The sequence below is a fragment of the Variovorax raffinosi genome (assembly GCF_051216615.1).
GTDB lineage: Bacteria > Pseudomonadota > Gammaproteobacteria > Burkholderiales > Burkholderiaceae_C > Variovorax.
In genome coordinates this window covers 287,468-307,205 of sequence record NZ_JBPJZR010000007.1, presented here as the reverse complement: position 1 = coordinate 307,205, position 19,738 = coordinate 287,468, and the positions used below count along the sequence as shown (strand labels likewise).

Sequence of the window (19,738 nt, the reverse complement as noted above, 5' to 3'; positions counted from 1 at the left end):
GCAGGTCTAGAATCGCAAAAGCTAAAAAAATTGCGTTAAGGATCTGCCATGCCGTCCACCTGCCCCGAACTGGCCGTTGCCACAGCCGCCGTTGCCGCCCGCTCCAAGCCCTGGCGCCTGCCGGCCGGCGTGGCTTTTCCGTTGCTGGCCGCGGTGCTGTTCGCCTTCTTCTTCGCGGCCGCTGCGCCGTCGCCGTTGTTCGTGGTGTTCCAGCACGCCTGGGGCTTCTCGTCGTCGATGCTCACGGTGGCCTTCGCGATCTATGCGATTGCGCTGCTGATCTCGCTGCTGGTGGCGGGCTCGCTGTCGGACCACATCGGCCGCCGGCCGGTGGTGCTGGCCGCGCTGGCGCTGCAGGCGGTGGCGATGGGGCTCTTCCTGTGGGCACACGGCATTGGCGGACTGATCGTCGCGCGCGTCGTGCAGGGCATTGCCACGGGCGTCGCGAGCGGCGCGTTGAGCGCGGCCGTGGTCGAAGCCGCACCGGCCTCGCGCAAGCGGCTGGGCGCGCTGATCACCAGCGTGTCGCCGCTGGCCGGGCTCGCTGTCGGTGCGCTGCTGACGGGCATGGCCGTCAAGCTCACGGGCCAGCCGGTGATGCTGGTGTTCGGCGTGCTGGCGGTCGTGTTCGCCATCGGCGCGGTGGTGGTGTTGTGGATGCCGGAGACCGTCACGCCGCGCGCTGGCGCGCTGGCCTCGCTGGTGCCGCGCGTGTCGATTCCCGTGCAGGCCCGCGCCGAGTTCGCGCGCGGGCTGCCGGTGTTCGTCGTGGTGTGGGCGCTCGGCGGGCTGTACCTTTCCCTTGCGCCGTCGCTGATGCTGCATGTGTTCGGTGTCGACAACGGCGTGGTCAACGGCCTGACGGTGGCGGTGCTCTCGGGCATGGGCGCCATCGCGCCCACGCTGCTCGGTCGCTTTGCCGCGCCCCGGCCGGCCATCGTCGGCATGGCGAGCATCGCGCTGGGCGTTGCGCTGTTGCTGGCGTCGCTTGCCACGCGCTCGCTGGCGCTGTTCTTCATCGGCACCGCGGTGGCGGGCATCGGCTTCGGCGGTGCGTTCTCCGCGCTGGTGCAAACGCTCGCGCCATTGGCGCAATCGCATGAACGCGGCGAGCTGTTCGCCGCGATCTTCGTGGTGAGCTATCTCGCGTTCAGCCTGCCCGCGATGCTGGCGGGCTTTCTGGTCAAGCCGCTGGGCCTGCTGGCGACGGTGGAAGGCTATGCGGCCGTGCTGATCGTGATCGCCGTTGCGGGCGCGTGGAGCCAGTGGGCCGTGCTGCGGCGCAATCGCCGGCCGGTCAAGGGGTAGGGCGGGCCGAGAGAATCGCGCGCGCCGCTTCGGCAAAGCCTGCGCCGCGCTCGCCCTGCGTCAGGTAGCGCGGCAGGTGCGCCAGTTGCGGCACGAAGCGCGCGACGTTCGCCACGCCGATGCTGCTGGCGAAGGTGTGGAACATGAGCTGGTCGTTGGTGGAATCGCCCACGTAGGCCCAGCGGTCCATCTCGTCGTCGAGCGTGCGGCCCCACAGTTCGCGCACGATCCAGCGCGCGCCTTCGAGCTTGTCGTTGTCGCCGTACCAGCCGTTGATGTGGATGCTGCTCACCGTCGCGTGCATGCCTTCGCTGCGCATCAGCGCCACGACCTGCGCGATGGTTTCATCGCTCAGTTGCACGAACTCGCTGTGGTCGATGGCGATGTCGGTCTCGCGGCCGGGCGAGTCGGTGGCGCGACCGGCGCCGGGAACTTCGCGCTCGATGCGCGCCAGCACGGCCTGCATGCGCGCGAAGTGGGTGGCGCGCGTGGCGGCGTCCTGCTGGTAGCGCTTCTCGACCTGGCCATCGGCCGTGGGCAGCAACGCCACCGCGCCGTTTTCCGCCACGATCGCATCGACCGGCCACGTGGTCACGAACGGCAGGCTCCAGCCGACAGGCCGGCCCGTGATGGCCACGACCGCCAGGCCCGCCGCCTTCAGGTCGCCCAGTGCCTGCAGCGCATCGGGCGTGATGGCGCCGTCTGTGGTCAGCGTGTCGTCGATGTCGGTGAACACGCCGACGAGCGCGCTGCGTGCCGGCGCGGCCCATCGGGTCAGCGGCAGCAGGTGGTTTGGCGAGGAGGGCGGGGGGGACGACGCGGGCATGGCAAGGAATCTCTGAAGGGGCCGTGATCGTACCGGGTGGCTTTTGTCGTTTCGTGTAGCATCCCGCCCCCGCCGCGCATTCAAGCCCGGCGCGGCGCCTTCCATGTCTCACATCCTCGTCGACCAACTCCTCAAGACCTATCGCATCTCCGAGCGCGACCCGGGCGTGATGGGCGCGCTGCGCGGGCTCGTGCACCGCCGCCATCGCACGGTGGAGGCGCTGTCGGGCGTGTCCTTTGCGCTCGAACGTGGCGAGCTGCTGGGCTTCATCGGGCCGAACGGCGCGGGCAAGTCCACCACCATCAAGATCCTCGCGGGCATCCTGCGGCCCGACGGCGGACGCGTGGAAATCGACGGCCACGACCCGTTCAAGGACCGCGAGCGGCACGTGGCGCGCATCGGCGTGGTGTTCGGCCAGCGCACGCAACTGTGGTGGGACCTGCCGGTGGGCGACGGCTTCGATCTGCTGCGCGACATCTACCGCGTCGATCCGCAGCGCTACCGCCGCACGCGCGATGAACTGGTCGCGCTGCTGCACCTGGAGCGGGTGCTCGACCAGCCGGTGCGGCAACTGTCGCTGGGCCAGCGCATGCGCGCCGAGATCGCGGCGGCGCTGCTGCACGAGCCCGACATCCTGTTTCTCGACGAACCGACCATCGGCCTCGATGCGCCGTCGAAGCTGGCGGTGCGCGACTTCGTGCGCCGCGCCAACCGCGAGCGCGGCACCACCGTGCTGCTGACCACGCACGACATGCACGACATCGAAGCGCTCGCGCGGCGCGTGATCGTGATCGGCCACGGCCGCGTGCTGGCCGACAGCCCGGTCGAGGCGCTGCGCGCGCAGGTGATGGCCGAACGCCGGCTGGTGGTCGATTTCGCGCAGGGTGCGGAGCTGCCCGCGCAGGTGCCCGGTGCCACGGTGCATTCGCGCGACGGCCAGACGCTGGTGCTCGACTTCGATCCCGCGGTGACCACGGCCCCGGCGCTGATCGCGCGCATCGCGGCAGAGCATCCGGTGGAAGACCTGCGCCTTGAAGGCATGGCCATCGAGGCTGTGATCGCGCGCTTCTACGCCATGCACGGAGCGGCCGAGGCATGAGCAGCGCGCGCACGCACAGTCTGCGAGACGTGGTGCGCCCGTACGTCGCGGCCTTTGCTTCGCGCTTCCTGCAGATGCTGCAGTACCGAACAGCAGCGCTCGCGGGCTTTGCCACGCAGTGCTGGTGGGGCGGCATCAAGGTGATGGTGTTCGCCGCGTTCTACGGCGGGACGGCCATTGCGGGCGCGAGTTCATCGATGTCGCTCGCACAGGCCATCACCTACACATGGCTGGCGCAGGGCATGCTCGTGCTGATGCCCTGGTTGGGCGACCCGGAGGTGGGGCAGGCCGTGCGCACTGGTGCGGTCGCCTACGACCGGCTGCGTCCGGTGGACGCCTACGCGCTCTGGTTCGCGCGCAGCGCCGGCTGGATCGCGGCGCGCCTGTTGCCGCGCGTGGCGCTCATGGCCGCTTTCGCTGCGGTCGCGTTGCCGTTGGTGGGCCTGGGCGATTGGGCCTGGCAGTTGCCTGCGAGTGTGACGGCTGCCGTCGCGTTCCTGCTGTCAGCGCTGCTCGCGCTGCTGCTTTCTACTTCGATGGTGATGCTGCTCAACGTGGCGGCCACGGCGGCGCTGAACGAGCGCGGCATCAATGCGGTGGCAACGCCCGTGGTCATCGTGCTTTCGGGCAACCTGTTGCCGCTCGCGCTGATGCCTGATGGCTGGCAAACCGCGCTGTTGGTTCAACCGTTGGCGGGCCTGATGGACATTCCGGCGCGGTTGTACTTCGGGCAACTGAGTGGTTGGCATGCGCTGGCCGGCCTGGGGTTGCAGTGCTTCTGGATCGCGGTGCTGGTTACGTTGGGCCGGTTTGCGATGGGGCGCACGATGCGCAGTCTTCAGATTCAGGGGGGCTAGGATGGGAATTTCCTGCCTTTCTGCTCTTTGCGTTGTTCGTTTGGGGCTCGGTTGTTCAGGGCGACACTCACGTCGACACGGTGCTCTTTTTCGCGAATGTCCCCCGCTTCGCTCCTCCTTTATTTCGCGAAAAAGAGCCCCGTATCGGCGCGAGCGCTCAGAGCACTGGTTGATCGGCCGCAAGCGCACGGCGTGTCCATGTGCGAATGGCACCAGGTGTTCCCCGCAGCGAAATAAAGGAGGAGCGAAGCGGGGGACATTCGCGGAGGGGAGCACCTGGTGTCATTCGCACTCGCCCCGAACGAACTCCCCCGAGCACAAGAACCCGCACCACAACACAAGGCAGGGCAACTGAAATGGGCTCGCTCCCCCTCTTCTTCCGTCTCGTGCAGGCGTCAGTCGGCGGCCAGGCCCGCTATCCCGCCTCGGCGCTGCTGTTGACCCTGGGCCAGTTCCTGGGCAGTGGCATCGAGGTGGTCGCCGTCTGGGCGCTGTTCCATCGCTTCGGCGACGTGCAGGGCTGGCACATCGGCGAGGTGGCGCTGTTCTACGGTTTGGTGAACTGCATGTTCGCCATTGCCGATGCGCTGGGGCGCGGCTTCGACGTGCTCGGCACTGAGTTCCTGCGCACGGGTGCGTTCGACCGCCTGCTGCTGCGCCCGCGTCCGCTCGCGCTGCAACTGATGGGGCATGACTTCCGCATCAGCCGCATGGGCCGGCTGCTGCAGGGCGTCGGGGTGATGGTGTTCGCCACGTACCAGGCGAACATCGCGTGGACACCGGCCACGGTGGCGGTGGCGCTGTTCGCGCTGGCCGGCGGCATCGCGTTGTTCCTCGGCATCCTGGTGCTGCAGGGCACGCTGGCGTTCTGGACCGTCGAGAGCCTGGAGATTGCCAACGTGCTCACTTATGGCGGCGTGCAGGCGGCGCAGTATCCGCTGGCGCTGTATGCGAACTGGTTTCGCCGTGTGTTGACCTTCGTCGTGCCGTTGGCCTGCGTGGCCTATTACCCGGCGCTGACCATTCTCGGCAAGGCCGACCCGTTGGGCGCGCCGGATTGGATGGGCATGGTGTCGCCGCTCGCGGGCTTCGTGTTTCTGGCCGCCGCCTTCGGTGTGTGGCGGCTGGGGCTGCGGCGCTACGCCTCGACCGGGAGTTGACCCGGCGCAGCGAAGCGCGCCGACGTCACTTACTTCTTCGGCGTGGCCTTCTTGGCGCGATGCTCGGCAAGAAGAATCCCGGCGGTTTCATAGAACGAGAAGATGGAATCTTCGCCGCCGTTGGCAAACTGCTTGGCCACCTTGTTGAACGGGAAGACGATGAATTCGGGCTCGCACTGCAAGGCGACCTGACCTTCGCTTCCGACCCAGGTGCAGCCGTACGTGCGCCGCATGGCCTCGCCCAGGTAGGAGCCCAGGACCTGCGAAATCCCCGAAGCATCAGGGATCTTGGATCGCGTTCTCTCTATGTAGCCGTCGAGCCATTTCACGGATTCAGGCGTGAAATTGAAGTCCACGCCGGAGATCGGGCCGAGCCGGTCTTGAACAGACTTCGCGTTCGCCTCGATGGATGCAATCTGTGCGGGCGTGATGGAAGACGAAGACATCTTGGACGAATCCCGGGCGTTGTTCGAGGGCGACTGTGCCCATGCGGATGGCAGCGGCAGCAGCAAGCTCGCCGCGATCAGCGCAGCACGCAGGTACAACATGCTCAACCCGCGCTCTGCAGCGCCAACCCCGCATGCTCGCGCAGCGGATGGAAATGAATCTTCGGAAAACGTTCCTGCGCCAGCCGCACGTCGTAAGGCGAGGTGCACAAGAAGGCCAGCGTGTCGGCCGCATCCTTGGCCATGCGCACCGGATACGCGTTGACGAATTCGCGCAGCTCGGCCGGGGTGTCGGCAGTGATCCAGCGCGCGCCCGTGTACTGGCAGCCTTCGAGCCGCACGTCGGCGTCGTACTCGGCCTTCAGGCGGTGCTGCACCACTTCGAACTGCAGCTGGCCGACGGCGCCCAGCAGCATTGGGCCGCCGACTTCGGGGCGGAACACCTGGATCGCGCCTTCTTCGCCGAGCTGGGCCAGGCCCTGCTGAAGCTGCTTGGTGCGCAGCGGGTTCTTCAGGATCACCGTCATGAACAGTTCGGGCGCGAAGAAAGGCAGGCCGGTGAACTGCAGGCTCGCGCCGTCGGTGATGGTGTCGCCCAGTTGCACGCCGCCGTGGGTGGTAAAGCCCACGATGTCGCCTGCATACGCCTCTTCGACCGCTTCGCGGCGCTGGCTCATGAAGGTCACGACGCTGGTGGGGCGCAGTTCTTTCGAGGTGCGCTGCACCTTCAGCTTCATGCCCGGCGTGTACTTGCCCGAAGCCATGCGCACGAAGGCGATGCGGTCGCGGTGGTTGGCGTCCATGTTGGCCTGCACCTTGAAGACCACGCCCGCGAAGTCCTTGTCCTCGGGCTGGATTTCCTTCACCACCGGCTGGCGGTTGACCAGCGTGGTGCTGGTGCGCGACTGCGGTTGCGGCGCCAGGTCGACCAGCGCATCCAGCACTTCCATCACGCCGAAGTTGTTCACGCCCGAGCCGAAGAACACCGGCGTCTGCTTGCCGGCCAGGAAGGCTTCGCGGTCCCAGGTCGGCGAGGCACCCGTGGCCAGCTCCATGCTGTCCATGGCGGATTCGAAATCGGCGCCGAAGCGCTTGGTGAGCGTTTCGCGTTCGGTCAGCGCGATGGTCTCGAAGTCATGCGGCAGCCGCTCGCTGCCCGACTCGAACACCGTCATCGTCTGCGTGCGCAGGTTCATGATCCCGCGGAAAGTCTTGCCCTGGCCCACGGGCCAGGTCATGGGCACGCAGGGCATGCCGAGTTCGCGCTCCACTTCGTCCAGGATGTCCAGCGGCTCGCGCACTTCCCGGTCCATCTTGTTGACGAAGGTGATGATGGGCGTGTCGCGCTGGCGGCAGACCTCGATCAGGCGGCGCGTCTGCGCTTCCACGCCGTTGGCCGCGTCGATCACCATCAACGCCGAGTCGACGGCGGTGAGCACGCGGTAGGTGTCTTCCGAGAAGTCCTTGTGGCCGGGCGTGTCGAGCAGGTTGATGACGTGGTCGCGGTACAGCATCTGCATGACCGACGAGGCCACCGAAATGCCGCGCTGCTTTTCGATTTCCATCCAGTCGGACGTGGCGTGGCGCGAGGCCTTGCGCGCTTTCACCGAGCCGGCGATCTGGATCGCGCCCGAGAAAAGCAGCAGCTTTTCGGTCAGCGTGGTCTTGCCGGCGTCAGGGTGGGAAATGATCGCGAAGGTGCGACGGCGGCGGGTTTCAGCAACAAAAGACAAGATGGGCAATCTGCGGGGGAATGCAGCGATTTTAGAAGGCCGCCCCGGAAGAGGTTGCGGCACCCCCGCGATGTGCCCGGTTTCAGCGTTCTTCTGCGCGGTATCCGGCGAAGCGGACGCCGTTGAAGGTGTGGGTGCAGCACGGGCAATTGGGTGTCATCTGCTCGGGGCCCAGTTTCGGGTTGACGATGCGCAACTTGCCCTCGGCATCGACGAACAAGCCGCTGTAATAGCTGGACTCGCCCGCCCTGACGACATCCTGTTTCTCCTCTTCGCGCAGGGCCACGAGCCAGAAGATCGGTTCGGGCCGGTCAAGGCGTGCAACGGCTTCGCGATGGACCTCGTCCCAGTTCGTGCCGACTTTCGAAAGGAGGAATCGGAACAGCGGCGTGTAGTCGAGCCCGCGCTGCCGTTTCCCGTGCATTGCGCTGCGGGTGGCTTCCGAGTGCACGTGGTCCTTCGTGTTTCGGTCGTGCCGGTAGTCGCCGCCGACGTCGTGATGCACGTTTCTCGCTTTGGTGTTCACCTTGCGGTAGAGGGGCTCCTTTTGCATGAGGGCATTGTGCAGGGCCGCGCTCAGGCCCCAAGCGCCTCGTTCATCCCATAAGCCCGCATCTGCGCCTCGAACCGCGCTACGTCGTGGCTCAGCACCACGAGGTCGTGCGTCACGCCCTGCCAGTCCTTCACATGCTTGCCCAGCAGGGCCTCGGGGCGAAAGCCCAGGGCCTGGAAGACGGCGATGGCGCCGCGCTGGTCGACGGTCATGCGTGCGACGAGTTTTTCCGCGCCGCGCTCGATGGCGAGCGCGCAGGCTTCCCGTGCGAGCCGGTGGCCCAGGCCGTTGCCGCGCTGCTCGGGCGAGGCCAGCACACGCAGCTCGGCCACGTGGCTGGACCACGAGTGCGGATCGCGGATCACCGCCGCGCAGCCGAGCACCGTGTCGCCGCGCACGGCCAGCACGCTGTCGATGTCGCCGCGCTCGATGGCGCGAATCCACGCGCCCATCACCTTGGGTTGCGTGATGTCGCGCGGCAAAAAGAGCAGGTCGTGCGCGGGCAGGGCCTGCGCGAAGGCCAGCACGGCGGCGGCGTCGTACGCGGTCATCAGGCGCAGGACGATGTTGCCTTCACTGCTCGTCACGGTGCGCGGATAGGTCCGCGAAAAGGAATCGGAAACGGTGGTGATGGTCATGTCGATCGCACTCCAAGCCATTCGTCGAGTTTGGGCCACAGCCTGCGCACCGCGTTGGCGCCCGCGGCCAGGCTGACGTGGCCGCCCTTGAGCACGATCTCTTCCTTGTCGGCCGAGCCGATGTTGGCAATGAGCGGCTGGCCGGCCTCGTACGGCACGATGTGGTCGTGCTGCGCGAGCGCATGCAGCACCGGCACCTTGATGTTCTCCAGCAGCACCTTGCGGCCGCCGAGCACCAGCTCGTTCTTGAAGAGCTTGTTGTCCCACATCAGCTCTTTGACGGTCTGGCGGAAGTACTCGCCGGCCAGCGGCAGCATCTCGGCGCCCCAGCGGTCGAACATGCGGTAGGACTTTACGAACTCGTCGTTGGCCATGTTGTCCCACAGTTGCACCACGCCGGCGCTGCGGCCCGCGGGGCGCAGCATGTCGAAGGAGGCGAACAGCATCTCGGGTGGCACGTTGCCCACGGTGTCGATCAGGCGGTCGACGTCGAAGTAACGGCGATCCGACCACGCATGAAAGAGCTTCATGCGGCTGAAGTCGATGGGTGTGGTGAAGAGCGCGAGGTTCTTCATCGGCCCGCCGGGGTGCAGCGCCGCGTACATCGTGGACAGCACGCCGCCCATGCAGTAGCCGGCGATGGTCACGTCTTCCTCGCCCGAGTCTTCCTGCACGCGGCGGATGGAATCGGGAATGAAGTCGAGCACGTAGTCTTCGATGCGCAGGCGCTTCTCGTCGGCGCGCGGCGCGTTCCAGTCCATCACGTAGACGTCGTAGCCCTTGAGCAGCAAATACTCGACCATGCTCTGGCCCGGCGCGAGGTCGAAGATGTAGGCGCGGTTGGTGGTGGCCATCACCATCAGCACGGGCACGCGGTAGATCTCGTCGACCAGCGGGCGGTAGTGGTACAGGCTCAGGGTGCCGCGGCGATGGATCTCGTCTTTCGGCGTCAGGCCGACGGCCGGCGCGGCGGAGGTGAGGAAGTCGAGGCCCTTGATGTTGCGCTGGATCGCACGCTCGATTTCTGCGCCGATGTCGGGCAGGGCGAGATCGGCGGGGGGATTCATCGTGCGCGCTTTCTGGCGGGGCGCTTCGTGGGGGCAGCGGGTGTTTTCGCAGCCGCCGCGGCAGGTTGTGCGCCTGGCGGCTGCTTCGTCCGGCGCGGCTTGACGGGCGCGGCGGCCGTTGCAACGGCCACCGGGCTGCGGCCGCCTTCCATCGCGCGGCTGATGTTCGCCAGGTGGTCGTCGATGCGCTGCAACTGCTCGCCCAGCGCCTGGATGTCGGCGCGCGTCGGCAGGTTCAGCAGCGTGAGGTAGCGCGCCATCAGCTCGCCCAGCCCCTTCTGCGCCGTCAATGAGGCGTTCATGCCGCCATGCATGCCCTGGCGGAACGGGTCCGAGGACATGGTCTCGTTGGCGAACTCGTTGGTGCTTTTCTCCCACTGGGCCGTCAGCTCGCGCCACATGGCCATCGGGTCGAGGGACGAGAACTGGGTCATGGAAAAAAGCTCCGTCGTCAGTGATCGCGACGCTGCGCCGTGTGCGCGGCGATGGCGTCGATGATCTGCGGCCACATCGGAATCGGCAGCGCATGGCCCATGCGCGGTATGCGCAGAAGCCGCGCGCCGGGAATGGCATCGGCCACGTCGACGCCGCATTCCACCGGCACCAGCGGATCGACGTCGCCGTGGATCACCAGCGTGGGCACGCGCACGTCGCGCAGCGCGGGCTTGCGGTTGCCCGACGCGAAGATCGCCGCCAGTTGGCGCGCCACGCCGGCCGGGTTGAGCCCGCGCAGGAAGGTGAGCTGCGCGCGCTCGGCATCGCGTGCCTCGTCGAGCGGAAAGGCGTCGGGGCCGCGCAGCACGCGCCACACCTTGGCGTAGTGCGGCAGGTAGGCCTCGAAGGTGGTGGGCGAGGGCGAGAACAGCACCGCCATCGCTTCGGGCGTGGGCGGCGGCAGGCCCGGGCTGCCGGTGGTCGACATGATGCTGGTGAACGAATGCATCCGCTGCGGATGATGGATCGCCAGCTCCTGCCCGATGGCACCGCCCATCGAGGCGCCGACGATGTGCGCGCGCTCGATCTTCAGCGCATCGAGCAGGCCGATGCAGTCGTTGGCCATGTCGCGCAGCGTGTAGGGCGCCTGCAGCGCCTTGCCCGCCATGGCCTGCAGCATCAGCGCCTGGATGTCGGGCACGCCCAGATGCGACAGGTGCGTCGAGTGGCCGATGTCGCGGTTGTCGAAGCGGATCACCCGGTGCCCGCCCGCTTGCGCGAGGCGGGCGCAGAAGGCGTCGTCCCACGCCACCATCTGGGCACCGAGGCCCATGATCAGGATCAGCGGCGGCGCGCCCGGGTCGCCGAAGCTGTCCCATGCGAGTTCGATGCCATTGGCGCGCGTGCGATGTTCGATGTTGTGCTGCGGAACGGCGGTCATGGGGCTGCCGGCTTGCTTGGCTTGTTTGCTTACTTGCGCTGCAGCAGCTTGGTCACTTCGTCCACGTTGGACTGGATGCGCTGGCGCACCACGTCGAAGGCATCGGCCTGCGACTTGGCGGCGAGGTTGGCCAGTTCCTTGATGTCGTCGATGGCGCGCTGGAACGACTGGCGGCCCAGTTCGTCGAGCTTGGCGAGGTTGGCCTTGGCGTCCTTGCCGGGCATTTCCTTGGCCGCCGTCTGCCATTCGGTGATGGCGCTCTTGATCATCTCGGTCTGCCGCTGCACCACGGTCTGCAGGCCCTGGTAGGACTTCTCGTTGGCCTGCATCAGCGCCTGCAGGTCCTTGCGGCCGCTTTCGAGCAGCTTGCCCGCGCCGCCGGTCAGGTTGAGTTCCTGCAGGCGGTCGGTCATGCCCTTGAGGTTCTTCAGCGGGTTGAGCATGTCGGCGGCGCTGGGGCCTGCCGCCTTGGTGCTGCCACTGCTGCTGGCAGTGGTCTTCTTGGCGGCGGCTTTCTTGGCAGTGGCCATGGTGCGGTATCTCCTGTGCGGGTGAACGGGTGGATGGCAAGGACCAGCCGGACGGCAAAAGTCCCTCGCCACGATACGCCGCACCGGCACGGCCAAGCTCACCGCAGCGAAAAAAAGGCCTGCGGGATTTCCCTTGGGTAACCGATGGATTACATCGGCGGCGCGAAGCCGTTGCGCCCGGCCGTCACGCGCAGCGCCGTGGGCGTGCCGTTCTTTTCCTGCGCGTTCACAAGCACCTTGGCGCCGGGCACCAGCAGGGCCTCGGTGCCGGGGCGGAAGGTGACCACGGGCACGTCGGGCGGCACGATCACGGTCTTCTCGCCGCCCTTGTAGGTCAGCCGCAGCTGCTGGCCGCCGTGCACCGATTTCGGTGCGGAGGCAAGGTCCGCCACGGTGGCGTTGGTCATGGTGCTCTGCGGCAGCAGGTCCCACGGGCGATGGCCTTCGCCGGTGCCGCGCGCGGCCTCGGGGAACACCACCACTTCGAGCGCCTTCTGCGTGCCGTCGGCCTGCGGCATGGCGGCGGTGCCGATGAAGCTGCCGCGCTTGATGTCGGACAGCTTGATGCGATAGACCTCCGACACCGCCATGTCGGCCGGCCGCGCAAGGCTGATGACTTCGCCGCCACGGTCCTGCACGATGAGGGTGTTCGCGTCGACGCGCACGAGGGTGCCGCGGATGCGCACGGTCTCGGAGGTCTGGGCGGCTGCGGAGAGCGGCAGAACGGCGGCGGTCAGGCACAGGGCGGCGGTGGCGAGCAGGGCCTTGGGGGCGCCGGATGGAAGCGACATGAGAGCTTTCGAGGATGGGGGGTGAAGGCAATGTACGCCGCTGCGGCCAAACGTGCTGGCTGCCGAATTAGCTGGAAATGAGCACGCGGAATGAAGAAAGGCCGCATGCCGCGCGATGCGGCATGCGGCCTTTGGCCTGCGCCTTCGGAGCGTCAGTCGATCAGGTCGATTTCAATCGCGCCGGCGGTGGCCGGGTTGCGCGAACCGACCATCGCGAAGAGCTTGCTGCTCTGGCTCGCGAAGTGGCCTTCGGGGCCGCTGAACGAGGCCAGGCGCATGTTGAGCGGGCCGATGATGCCCATCGTGGCGAGCGTGGCACTGCGTGTGGCCGACGTGCCGTCGGGAAGCACCTGCGTGCGCGCATAGCTGGTGGCACCGATGGATGTGCTGCCCCAACTGCCGTTGGTGGCGCCGCCGCGCGCGGCGATGGTGGGCCAGGTCGCGCGCTCCGGCAGGCCGATGCGGAACACCGAGGTGGTGGGCGTCGAAGGCACGATGCCGGCCGAGAGATACACGTTGTCGCCGCCGACGCGTGCGATGCCGAAGTTGCCGTTGTCCGACGGATTGGTCACGTTCACGATGTGCCAGGTGTCGACGGTCGGCCCGGCGGACACGGTGTACGTCCGCACCGAGGCTGTGGGGCAGTTGTCGATGCGGTACACCCCGTTGTCGTTGCACAGGTAGAGCGTGGTGCCGCCGTTGGCGACCTGGATCTGGGTGATCGACGAATCCCCGGTGGTGGCCGTCAGGTTGATGCCCAGGCGGTTGTAGACACCGTCGAGCTCGGCCTGTGCCTTGACCAGCGCACGCGAGGCGACGAACGGACGCACCGCGTAGCTGGCCGGCGTGACCTGCGCCACCGCGAACGGGAATGCGCCGACCACCGTGTCCGTCGTCAGCCTGAAGCGCGCCGTGTTCACCGGGCTTGTGATGCGGCTGCTGTCGAAGACGAAGCTGCCCGCCTCGGCGCTGTCAGCCGTGAAGCTGCCGGATGCAGTGGTGCCGGTGTCGTCGGTCATCTCGTAGCGCAGGCTGTCCATGTTCAGCGCCAGCGTCTGCCGCGAGCCGTTGGCGGCGTAGACCTTGTAGCGGCCGTTGCGCGCATCGGGGGCCGTGCCGGTGTCGATCAGGTTGATCTGCACGTAACCCTGCGTGTTCGGATTGCGCGTGCCGACCACCACCGACAGCAAGCCGTTCTGCATCGCGTAGTACTTGCGCGTTCCGCTGCCGTTGACCAGGCGGATGCCTTCGGGCTGCGACGAGAAGGTGCCGCCCACCGGAAGCGTCAGGATGCCGTAGCTGCCATCCGGGTTGGTGGCCGTTCGCACCGAGTTCGCGGTGTCGACGAGGTTGCTGCCCCAACTGCCCTCGGTCGATGCGCCCAGGCCGCGCGTGGTGGGCCAGTTGGGCGACTCGGGCAGGGCGATCCGCATGAACTGCACCGCCGGCGTGGTGCTCAGGCCCGCGCTCAGATAGACGTTCTGGCCCCCGATGCGCGCCATGCGGAAGTTCGCGGTTTCGTTCGCGTTGGCGGTGTTCGTCGCGACCCATGCGTCGTCGGTTCCAGCCGCGACCGTGTAGGTTCGCTTCGAGGCGGCGGGGCAGAGGTCGATCTTGTAGATCACGTTGTCGAAGCAGAACTCCAGCAGCGTGCCGCTGCCCGAAATGCGCATGGCGAGCATCTGCGAATCCGGGCCACCGGGACTGCGCGTGATGCCGAAGCGGTTGTAGGTGCCGTCCAGTTGCGATGCGGTGGTCACGAAGTCGCGTGCGGCCGCGAAGGGCTGTACGGCGTACGTGGCGGGGCTCGAATACGCCGTCTGGAACGGGAACGCACCGACGATGGCATCGGCCGTGACACGGAAGCGCGCCGTGTTCGCCGTAGTGGTGACGCGGCCGCTGGCAAAGACGTAGGTGCCCGGTTCGGTGAAGTCCTCGCTGAAGGAGCCGGATTCCGCCGCGCCGAGGTTGTCGGTCATCGTGTAGCTGCCAGCGTCGAAGTCGACCGACAGCGTCTGCTGCGTGCCGTTGGCCGCGTAGACGCGGTAGGTGCCGCTGCGCGCGTCGGTGTTGTCCTGTGCCTTGGCCATCGCAGGGGCCATCGCGACCTCCGCTTGCGGCTGGGCATTGCCAGCGGCAAGCGGGAGCCCGCCGCCCGGTGCACCGCCACCACCACCTCCGCAGGCCGCCAGCAAGGCGACCAGTCCGCAACCCGCGAGATATCTCGTCACTCTCATGTGGATCCCTCTTCTTTTCAGATGGGCTAGGCAGCGAGCCGGCTGGCTCCTGAACCGAACCCCGGGGAAATCGTAAAAAGAGGTGTCTGTAACGCCGAGGCTGACAAATGCCAGCCCAAACCCCCCGGCTTGGCTCGGCCTTGCGCCCCGTCTACAATCCGCCGTTCCGAGGAGCGTTGCAGCGCCATCAGGCGTGAGGCTCGGACCACATCGCAACCACGCTCACCCGCTGTTCTCGCGGTGAGTTTTTTCCCCGTACGCAGTGGCATCTTTCAAACCAGTTTTGGAGTTCTCATGAGCGCTGTTCTCAAGCCGACCCCCGTTTCGACCGTCAACCAGGCGATCGCCGACCTTTCCCTTGCCGCCTGGGGCCGCAAGGAAATCCGCATTGCGGAAACCGAAATGCCCGGCCTGATGGCCATCCGTGAAGAGTTCTCCAAGGGCCAGGCGCTCAAGGGCGCGCGCATCACGGGCTCGCTGCACATGACCATTCAAACGGCCGTGCTGATCGAGACGCTGCAAGCCCTGGGCGCCGAAGTGCGCTGGGCTTCGTGCAACATCTTCTCGACGCAGGACCACGCCGCCGCCGCCATCGCTGCCGCAGGCACGCCGGTGTTCGCCATCAAGGGCGAGTCGCTGACGGACTACTGGGAATACACGCACGCCATCTTCGACTTCGGCCCCAAGGGTTCGAAGGGTGAAGGCCCGAACATGATCCTGGACGACGGCGGCGACGCCACGCTCTTGATGCATCTGGGCCAACGCGCCGAGAAGGACCTGGGCGTGCTGGCCAACCCGACCAGCGAAGAAGAGCGCATCCTGTACGCCGCGATCAAGGCCAAGCTGGCTGTCGATTCGACCTGGTACACCCGCAAGTCCGCCGAAATCATCGGTGTGACCGAAGAAACCACCACGGGCGTGCACCGCCTGAACGAGATGAGCGCCAAGGGCACGCTGCTGTTCCGCGCCATCAACGTGAACGACTCGGTCACCAAGAGCAAGTTCGACAACCTGTACGGCTGCCGTGAATCGCTGGTGGACGGCATCAAGCGCGCAACCGACGTGATGATCGCCGGCAAGGTCGCTTGCGTGGCCGGCTACGGCGACGTGGGCAAGGGCTCGGCACAGGCACTGCGCGCACTGTCGGCGCAAGTGTGGGTGACCGAGATCGACCCGATCAACGCCCTGCAGGCCGCGATGGAAGGCTACAAGGTCGTGACCATGGAATATGCCGCCGACAAGGCCGACATCTTCGTGACGACCACCGGCAACAAGGACGTCATCACGCACGACACGATGGCCAAGATGAAGGACCAGGCCATCGTCTGCAACATCGGCCACTTCGACAACGAGATCGACGTCGCTTCGATCGAGAAGTACGAGTGGGAAGAAATCAAGCCGCAGGTCGACCACATCACCTTCCCGGACGGCAAGAAGATCATCCTGCTGGCCAAGGGCCGCCTGGTGAACCTGGGCTGCGGCACGGGCCACCCGAGCTTCGTGATGTCGTCGTCGTTCGCGAACCAGACCATCGCCCAGATCGAGCTGTTCACCAAGCCCGACGCCTACCAGGTCGGCAAGGTCTACGTGCTGCCCAAGCACCTGGACGAGAAGGTCGCACGCCTGCACCTGAAGAAGGTCGGCGCCATGCTGACCGAACTGACGGACTCGCAAGCAGCCTACATCGGCGTGAGCAAGAACGGCCCGTACAAGCCGGACACGTACCGCTACTGATCGGGCACATGCGCGCTGATCAACTGTTGGTGGAGCGCGGCCTTGCCGCGTCGCGTTCGCAGGCCGTGCGGCTGATTGCCGGCGGCATGCGCTGGCGCGACGCGGGCACGAGCGACGCGTGGCGCTCGGTCGTCAAGAACAAGGACGACGTGCCCGAGTCCGCCGAGCTGGAACTGGTCGATGCGGCCGAGGCGCGCTATGTGTCGCGCGGCGGCCTCAAGCTCGAAGGGGCACTGCAGGTCAGCGGGATCGATCCCGCCGGCAAGCTGTGCTTCGACGTGGGCCAGTCGACCGGCGGCTTCACCGATTGCCTGCTGCAGCGCGGCGCGACGAAGGTCGTGGGGGTCGATGTCGGCCACGGGCAACTGCATGCGAAGTTGCGCGAGGACGAGCGCGTGGTCGCCATCGAAGGTGTCAATGCGCGGGCCCTCTCGCCGGACGATCTGGAAGAAGAGGGCGAGTCGCGTTTCGACCTGATCGTTGGCGACCTGTCGTTCATCTCGCTCACGCTGGTGCTGCCGGCTGTCGTCGAGTTTTTGGCCGATGACGGCCGCCTGCTCCTGCTGGTCAAGCCGCAGTTCGAACTGCAGCCCGGACAGGTCGGCAAAGGCGGTATCGTGCGCGACGAGTCGATGTATGCGGTGGTCGAAAAGCGCCTGCGCGACGCCTGCGAGGCGCTCGATCTGCGCGTGCTGCAGTGGTTCGACAGCCCGATCGCTGGCGGCGACGGCAACCGCGAATTTTTCATTCATGCCGTTCGCGCGGACGCAGCGAACGGTTCTTAAGGGGACGCAGGTGCGCCTTCCGCTGAGCTTCGAATTCTTTCCGACCAAGACGCCTGAAGGCGCGGTCAAGCTGCGCGCCGTGCGTCAGCAGCTGTATGTGCGCAAGCCTCAGTTCTGCTCGGTCACGTATGGCGCGGGCGGCTCCACGCACCACGGCACTTTCGGTGCGGTGCAGGAAATATTGTCCGAAGGCGTTGATGCAGCGAGCCATTTCTCGTGCATCGGCGCCACGCGCGCCACGGTGCGCGAGCAGCTCGCCGAGCTGAAGGCCATGGGTGTCAAGCGCCTGGTGGCATTGCGCGGCGACCTGCCGAGCGGCTACGGCATCGGCGGCGAGTTTCTCTATGCAAGCGACCTCGTGTCCTTCATCCGCGAAGAGACCGGCCGCGACTTTCACATCGAGGTGGCTTGCTACCCCGAAATTCATCCGCAGGCACGTTCGCCCGAAGCCGACCTGCAAGCCTTTGCCGCGAAGGTGAAGGCGGGAGCCGATTCGGCCATCACGCAGTACTTCTTCAGCCCCGAGGCCTACTTCCGCTTCGTCGACGACGCGCGCAAGCTGGGGCTCGACACGCCCATCGTGCCCGGCATCATGCCGATCACGAGTTCGACGCAACTGATGCGTTTCTCGGACGCCTGCGGCGCCGAGATTCCGCGCTGGATCCGCCTTCGGTTGCAGGGCTTTGGCGACGACACGGCATCGATCAAGTCCTTCGGACTCGACGTGATCACCGACCTGTGCGCGCGCCTGCGCGACGGTGGCGCACCGGCGCTGCACTTCTACACGATGAACCAGTCGGCGGCGACGCTGGCTTTGCTGGAGCGCCTCGATTGAGGGGCGGCGCGGCCGGAGCGGCGGGTACGCTGCGCGAAGGGCTTCGTTGGGCCCTCGTCGCTGCGACCTGCGTTCTTGCGGGCTGCGCCATGCCACCGGCCACCGAGGGAGCGGCCGATGGTCAATTGAAGCCCCTGGCACGCGCGCTCGCGGTGCCGCCGGGCGTGCCCGCGCGCTCCGACGTGCCTTCGGTGCGCTACGACCTGGCCGTGTCGGGCACGGGCGAGTTGACGCCCGATGACGGCGTGCCCGGCGACGACGGCCCGCGCGACATCTTCGAGCGCGGCGGTGCCTCCTGGTACGGCATCCAGTTCCATCAGCGCAAGACCGCCAGCGGCGAGCGCTTCGACATGACCGCCATGACGGCGGCCCACAAGACCCTGCCTTTCAACACGCGCGTCTGCGTGCGCAGCCTCGTGAATGGCAGCGAAGTGCTGGTGCGCATCAATGACCGTGGCCCCTACGCACTGGGCCGCGTGATCGACCTGAGCCGCGCGGCGGCCGATCGCATCGGCCTGACCGGGCTGGGCATCAAGCAGGTGGCGCTGACCGTCGTCGACCGCGAGGGCATGCGCTGCGGCGGCCTGTCCGTGGAGCCGGGCGATGCACAGGCGCCCGCGCCGGTGGCCGATCGCGCCAAGGCGCCGGCTCCCGCACGGCGCAAGGCGGCCGTGCCGCCGCGCCGTCGCCGATAAAAAAACCGCTCGGCTTCAGCCGCCCGAATCGAGCGAGAAGGTGGCGTGCCGGTCTTGCGCCAGGCGCTCCGCCAGTTGCGGCAGCGCGGCCGCAAGCAGCGGCTTCAGCGTGTACGGCGGATTGATCAGGAACATGCCGCTGGCCGGCAGGCCCGGGCGGTGCGTTTCGCCCGAGGCATCCGTCGTGATCTTGCTGGACTTGACCGTCAGCGTGGCGTGCAGCCACGACTTGCCGGCCTTGGTCGCCATCGTCTTCAGGCGCCGTGGCAGGTCGTGCGCCTCGGGGCGCGGAATGATCGGATACCAGACGGCGTAGGTGCCGGTGGCAAAGCGCTTGAGCGCCTCGGCCGCGAAGTCGAGCACGCGGGCGTAGTCGCTCTTGATCTCGTAGCTCGGGTCCATCAGCACCAGCGCGCGGCGCGAGGGCGGCGGCAGGAACTTGGTGGCGCTGCCGAAGCCGTCGTCGCGCAGCACGGCGATCTGGCGGCCGGCTTCGAGTTGGGCGATGTTGGCTTCGAGCGTGCGCGAATCGGTGGGGTGCAACTCGAACAGCTTGAGCTTGTCGTGGTCGCGCAGCAGGTGCTGCACGATGAACGGCGAGCCCGGGTAGATGCGCGCGCCGCCCTTGGGGTTGAAGTCGTGAATCACGCCGAGGTAGCGCGCGATAGCGTCGGCCAGTGGGACTTCGGCTTTGGGTGCTACCTTTTTTGCAGCAGACTTCGCAGCAGGGACGGGCGTGACGGGCTCTTTCTTTTCTGCAAGCAGGCGCAGGATGCCGTCGGCCGCTTCGCCGCTGGTGCCTGCGTAGTCGCCGTCAAGGCGATACAGGCCGGCGCCGGCGTGGGTGTCGACGACCGTCAGTGCGGCCTCTTTTTCGAGCATGTGGTCGAGCGTGGCAATCAGCACCGTGTGCTTGAGCACGTCGGCATGGTTGCCGGCATGGAAGGCGTGGCGGTAACTGAACATGGGAGTGGACCTGAATAGTGAGGAGGGGGTGGAGCGCTAGACTCTCGCGCCGCAACATTGAATTACAAAGAGGGGGCATCGATGCGAGGAGCCGGATGGCGAT

Annotated in this window: 20 protein-coding genes and 1 riboswitch; of the genes, 8 read left to right on the top strand and 12 right to left on the bottom strand. The window is 66.9% G+C overall.

Annotated features, from left to right (window positions below; genetic code table 11):
• Window positions 1–48 precede the first annotated feature (48 nt).
• Window positions 49–1,308 carry an MFS transporter gene (locus tag ACSFB7_RS22065; protein ID WP_435473941.1) on the top strand — a complete coding sequence of 420 codons (1,260 nt, stop codon included), beginning with the start codon at window positions 49–51 and terminating at the stop codon, window positions 1,306–1,308.
• Here the strand turns inward: ACSFB7_RS22065 and ACSFB7_RS22060 are convergent.
• Window positions 1,298–2,134 carry an HAD-IIB family hydrolase gene (locus ACSFB7_RS22060; protein ID WP_435473939.1) on the bottom strand — a complete coding sequence of 279 codons (837 nt, stop codon included), beginning with the start codon at window positions 2,132–2,134 and terminating at the stop codon, window positions 1,298–1,300. The two genes, ACSFB7_RS22065 and ACSFB7_RS22060, sit on opposite strands and share 11 nt — an antisense overlap.
• Window positions 2,135–2,237: 103 nt before the next feature.
• Here ACSFB7_RS22060 and ACSFB7_RS22055 point away from each other — a divergent pair, with 103 nt between their 5' ends.
• The 3 genes from ACSFB7_RS22055 (at window position 2,238) to ACSFB7_RS22045 (ending at window position 5,250) form a co-directional block, all read left to right on the top strand.
• The gene (locus ACSFB7_RS22055; RefSeq protein WP_435473937.1) at window positions 2,238–3,233 is read left to right on the top strand and encodes an ABC transporter ATP-binding protein; all 996 of its coding nucleotides are present in this window, start codon (window positions 2,238–2,240) and stop codon (window positions 3,231–3,233) included.
• Complete coding sequence (locus ACSFB7_RS22050) at window positions 3,230–4,090, top strand: ABC transporter permease (protein WP_435473936.1); 861 nt, start codon at window positions 3,230–3,232, stop codon at window positions 4,088–4,090. Before ACSFB7_RS22055 ends, ACSFB7_RS22050 begins: the two co-directional genes overlap by 4 nt.
• A 356-nt stretch (window positions 4,091–4,446) precedes the next feature.
• Complete coding sequence (locus tag ACSFB7_RS22045) at window positions 4,447–5,250, top strand: ABC transporter permease (protein ID WP_435473934.1); 804 nt, start codon at window positions 4,447–4,449, stop codon at window positions 5,248–5,250.
• A 29-nt stretch (window positions 5,251–5,279) separates the two neighbouring features.
• On the opposite strand, the gene ACSFB7_RS22040 is transcribed toward ACSFB7_RS22045, so the two are convergent.
• From ACSFB7_RS22040 to ACSFB7_RS21995, 10 genes are all read right to left on the bottom strand, one after another.
• Complete coding sequence (locus ACSFB7_RS22040) at window positions 5,280–5,762, bottom strand: hypothetical protein (protein WP_435473932.1); 483 nt, start codon at window positions 5,760–5,762, stop codon at window positions 5,280–5,282.
• A 38-nt stretch (window positions 5,763–5,800) separates the two neighbouring features.
• Window positions 5,801–7,429 (bottom strand): peptide chain release factor 3, encoded by a 1,629-nt coding sequence (locus ACSFB7_RS22035; protein ID WP_435473930.1) that lies wholly within the window; start codon window positions 7,427–7,429, stop codon window positions 5,801–5,803.
• An 82-nt stretch (window positions 7,430–7,511) separates the two neighbouring features.
• Entirely contained in the window at window positions 7,512–7,982 is a 471-nt protein-coding gene (locus ACSFB7_RS22030; protein ID WP_435473928.1) for a hypothetical protein, read from the bottom strand.
• Between the two features lie 23 nt (window positions 7,983–8,005).
• A complete protein-coding gene (locus ACSFB7_RS22025; RefSeq protein WP_435473926.1) occupies window positions 8,006–8,620 on the bottom strand; it encodes a GNAT family N-acetyltransferase in 615 nt (204 codons plus the stop codon).
• A complete protein-coding gene (locus ACSFB7_RS22020; RefSeq protein ID WP_435473924.1) occupies window positions 8,617–9,687 on the bottom strand; it encodes an alpha/beta fold hydrolase in 1,071 nt (356 codons plus the stop codon). Before ACSFB7_RS22020 ends, ACSFB7_RS22025 begins: the two co-directional genes overlap by 4 nt.
• Window positions 9,684–10,121 (bottom strand): hypothetical protein, encoded by a 438-nt coding sequence (locus ACSFB7_RS22015; protein ID WP_435473922.1) that lies wholly within the window; start codon window positions 10,119–10,121, stop codon window positions 9,684–9,686. The genes ACSFB7_RS22020 and ACSFB7_RS22015 overlap by 4 nt, the downstream gene beginning before the upstream one ends.
• Window positions 10,122–10,138: 17 nt before the next feature.
• Window positions 10,139–11,062, bottom strand: coding sequence for an alpha/beta fold hydrolase (locus ACSFB7_RS22010; protein WP_435473920.1), 924 nt, complete (start codon window positions 11,060–11,062; stop codon window positions 10,139–10,141).
• A 29-nt stretch (window positions 11,063–11,091) separates the two neighbouring features.
• The gene (gene phaP / locus ACSFB7_RS22005) at window positions 11,092–11,592 is read right to left on the bottom strand and encodes a TIGR01841 family phasin (protein WP_435473918.1); all 501 of its coding nucleotides are present in this window, start codon (window positions 11,590–11,592) and stop codon (window positions 11,092–11,094) included.
• A 149-nt stretch (window positions 11,593–11,741) separates the two neighbouring features.
• Window positions 11,742–12,383 carry a hypothetical protein gene (locus tag ACSFB7_RS22000; protein WP_435473916.1) on the bottom strand — a complete coding sequence of 214 codons (642 nt, stop codon included), beginning with the start codon at window positions 12,381–12,383 and terminating at the stop codon, window positions 11,742–11,744.
• 152 nt (window positions 12,384–12,535) lie between these two features.
• Window positions 12,536–14,620 (bottom strand): hypothetical protein, encoded by a 2,085-nt coding sequence (locus ACSFB7_RS21995; protein ID WP_435473914.1) that lies wholly within the window; start codon window positions 14,618–14,620, stop codon window positions 12,536–12,538.
• A gap of 162 nt (window positions 14,621–14,782) precedes the next feature.
• A riboswitch (S-adenosyl-L-homocysteine riboswitch) is annotated at window positions 14,783–14,851 on the top strand.
• A 63-nt stretch (window positions 14,852–14,914) separates the two neighbouring features.
• Between ACSFB7_RS21995 and ahcY the strand changes: the two genes are divergently transcribed.
• From ahcY to ACSFB7_RS21975, 4 genes are all read left to right on the top strand, one after another.
• Window positions 14,915–16,354: an adenosylhomocysteinase gene (ahcY, locus tag ACSFB7_RS21990; protein ID WP_435473912.1), complete on the top strand. Its 1,440-nt coding sequence runs from the start codon at window positions 14,915–14,917 to the stop codon at window positions 16,352–16,354.
• Window positions 16,355–16,362: 8 nt separating this feature from the next.
• Complete coding sequence (locus ACSFB7_RS21985) at window positions 16,363–17,139, top strand: TlyA family RNA methyltransferase (RefSeq protein WP_435473910.1); 777 nt, start codon at window positions 16,363–16,365, stop codon at window positions 17,137–17,139.
• 10 nt (window positions 17,140–17,149) lie between these two features.
• The gene (metF, locus tag ACSFB7_RS21980; RefSeq protein WP_435473908.1) at window positions 17,150–17,974 is read left to right on the top strand and encodes a methylenetetrahydrofolate reductase [NAD(P)H]; all 825 of its coding nucleotides are present in this window, start codon (window positions 17,150–17,152) and stop codon (window positions 17,972–17,974) included.
• An 89-nt stretch (window positions 17,975–18,063) separates the two neighbouring features.
• The gene (locus ACSFB7_RS21975; RefSeq protein ID WP_435473906.1) at window positions 18,064–18,669 is read left to right on the top strand and encodes a septal ring lytic transglycosylase RlpA family protein; all 606 of its coding nucleotides are present in this window, start codon (window positions 18,064–18,066) and stop codon (window positions 18,667–18,669) included.
• A 15-nt stretch (window positions 18,670–18,684) separates the two neighbouring features.
• Here ACSFB7_RS21975 and ACSFB7_RS21970 read toward each other — a convergent pair whose 3' ends face one another.
• A complete protein-coding gene (locus ACSFB7_RS21970) occupies window positions 18,685–19,635 on the bottom strand; it encodes a 23S rRNA (adenine(2030)-N(6))-methyltransferase RlmJ (protein ID WP_435473904.1) in 951 nt (316 codons plus the stop codon).
• Window positions 19,636–19,738: the final 103 nt, after the last annotated feature.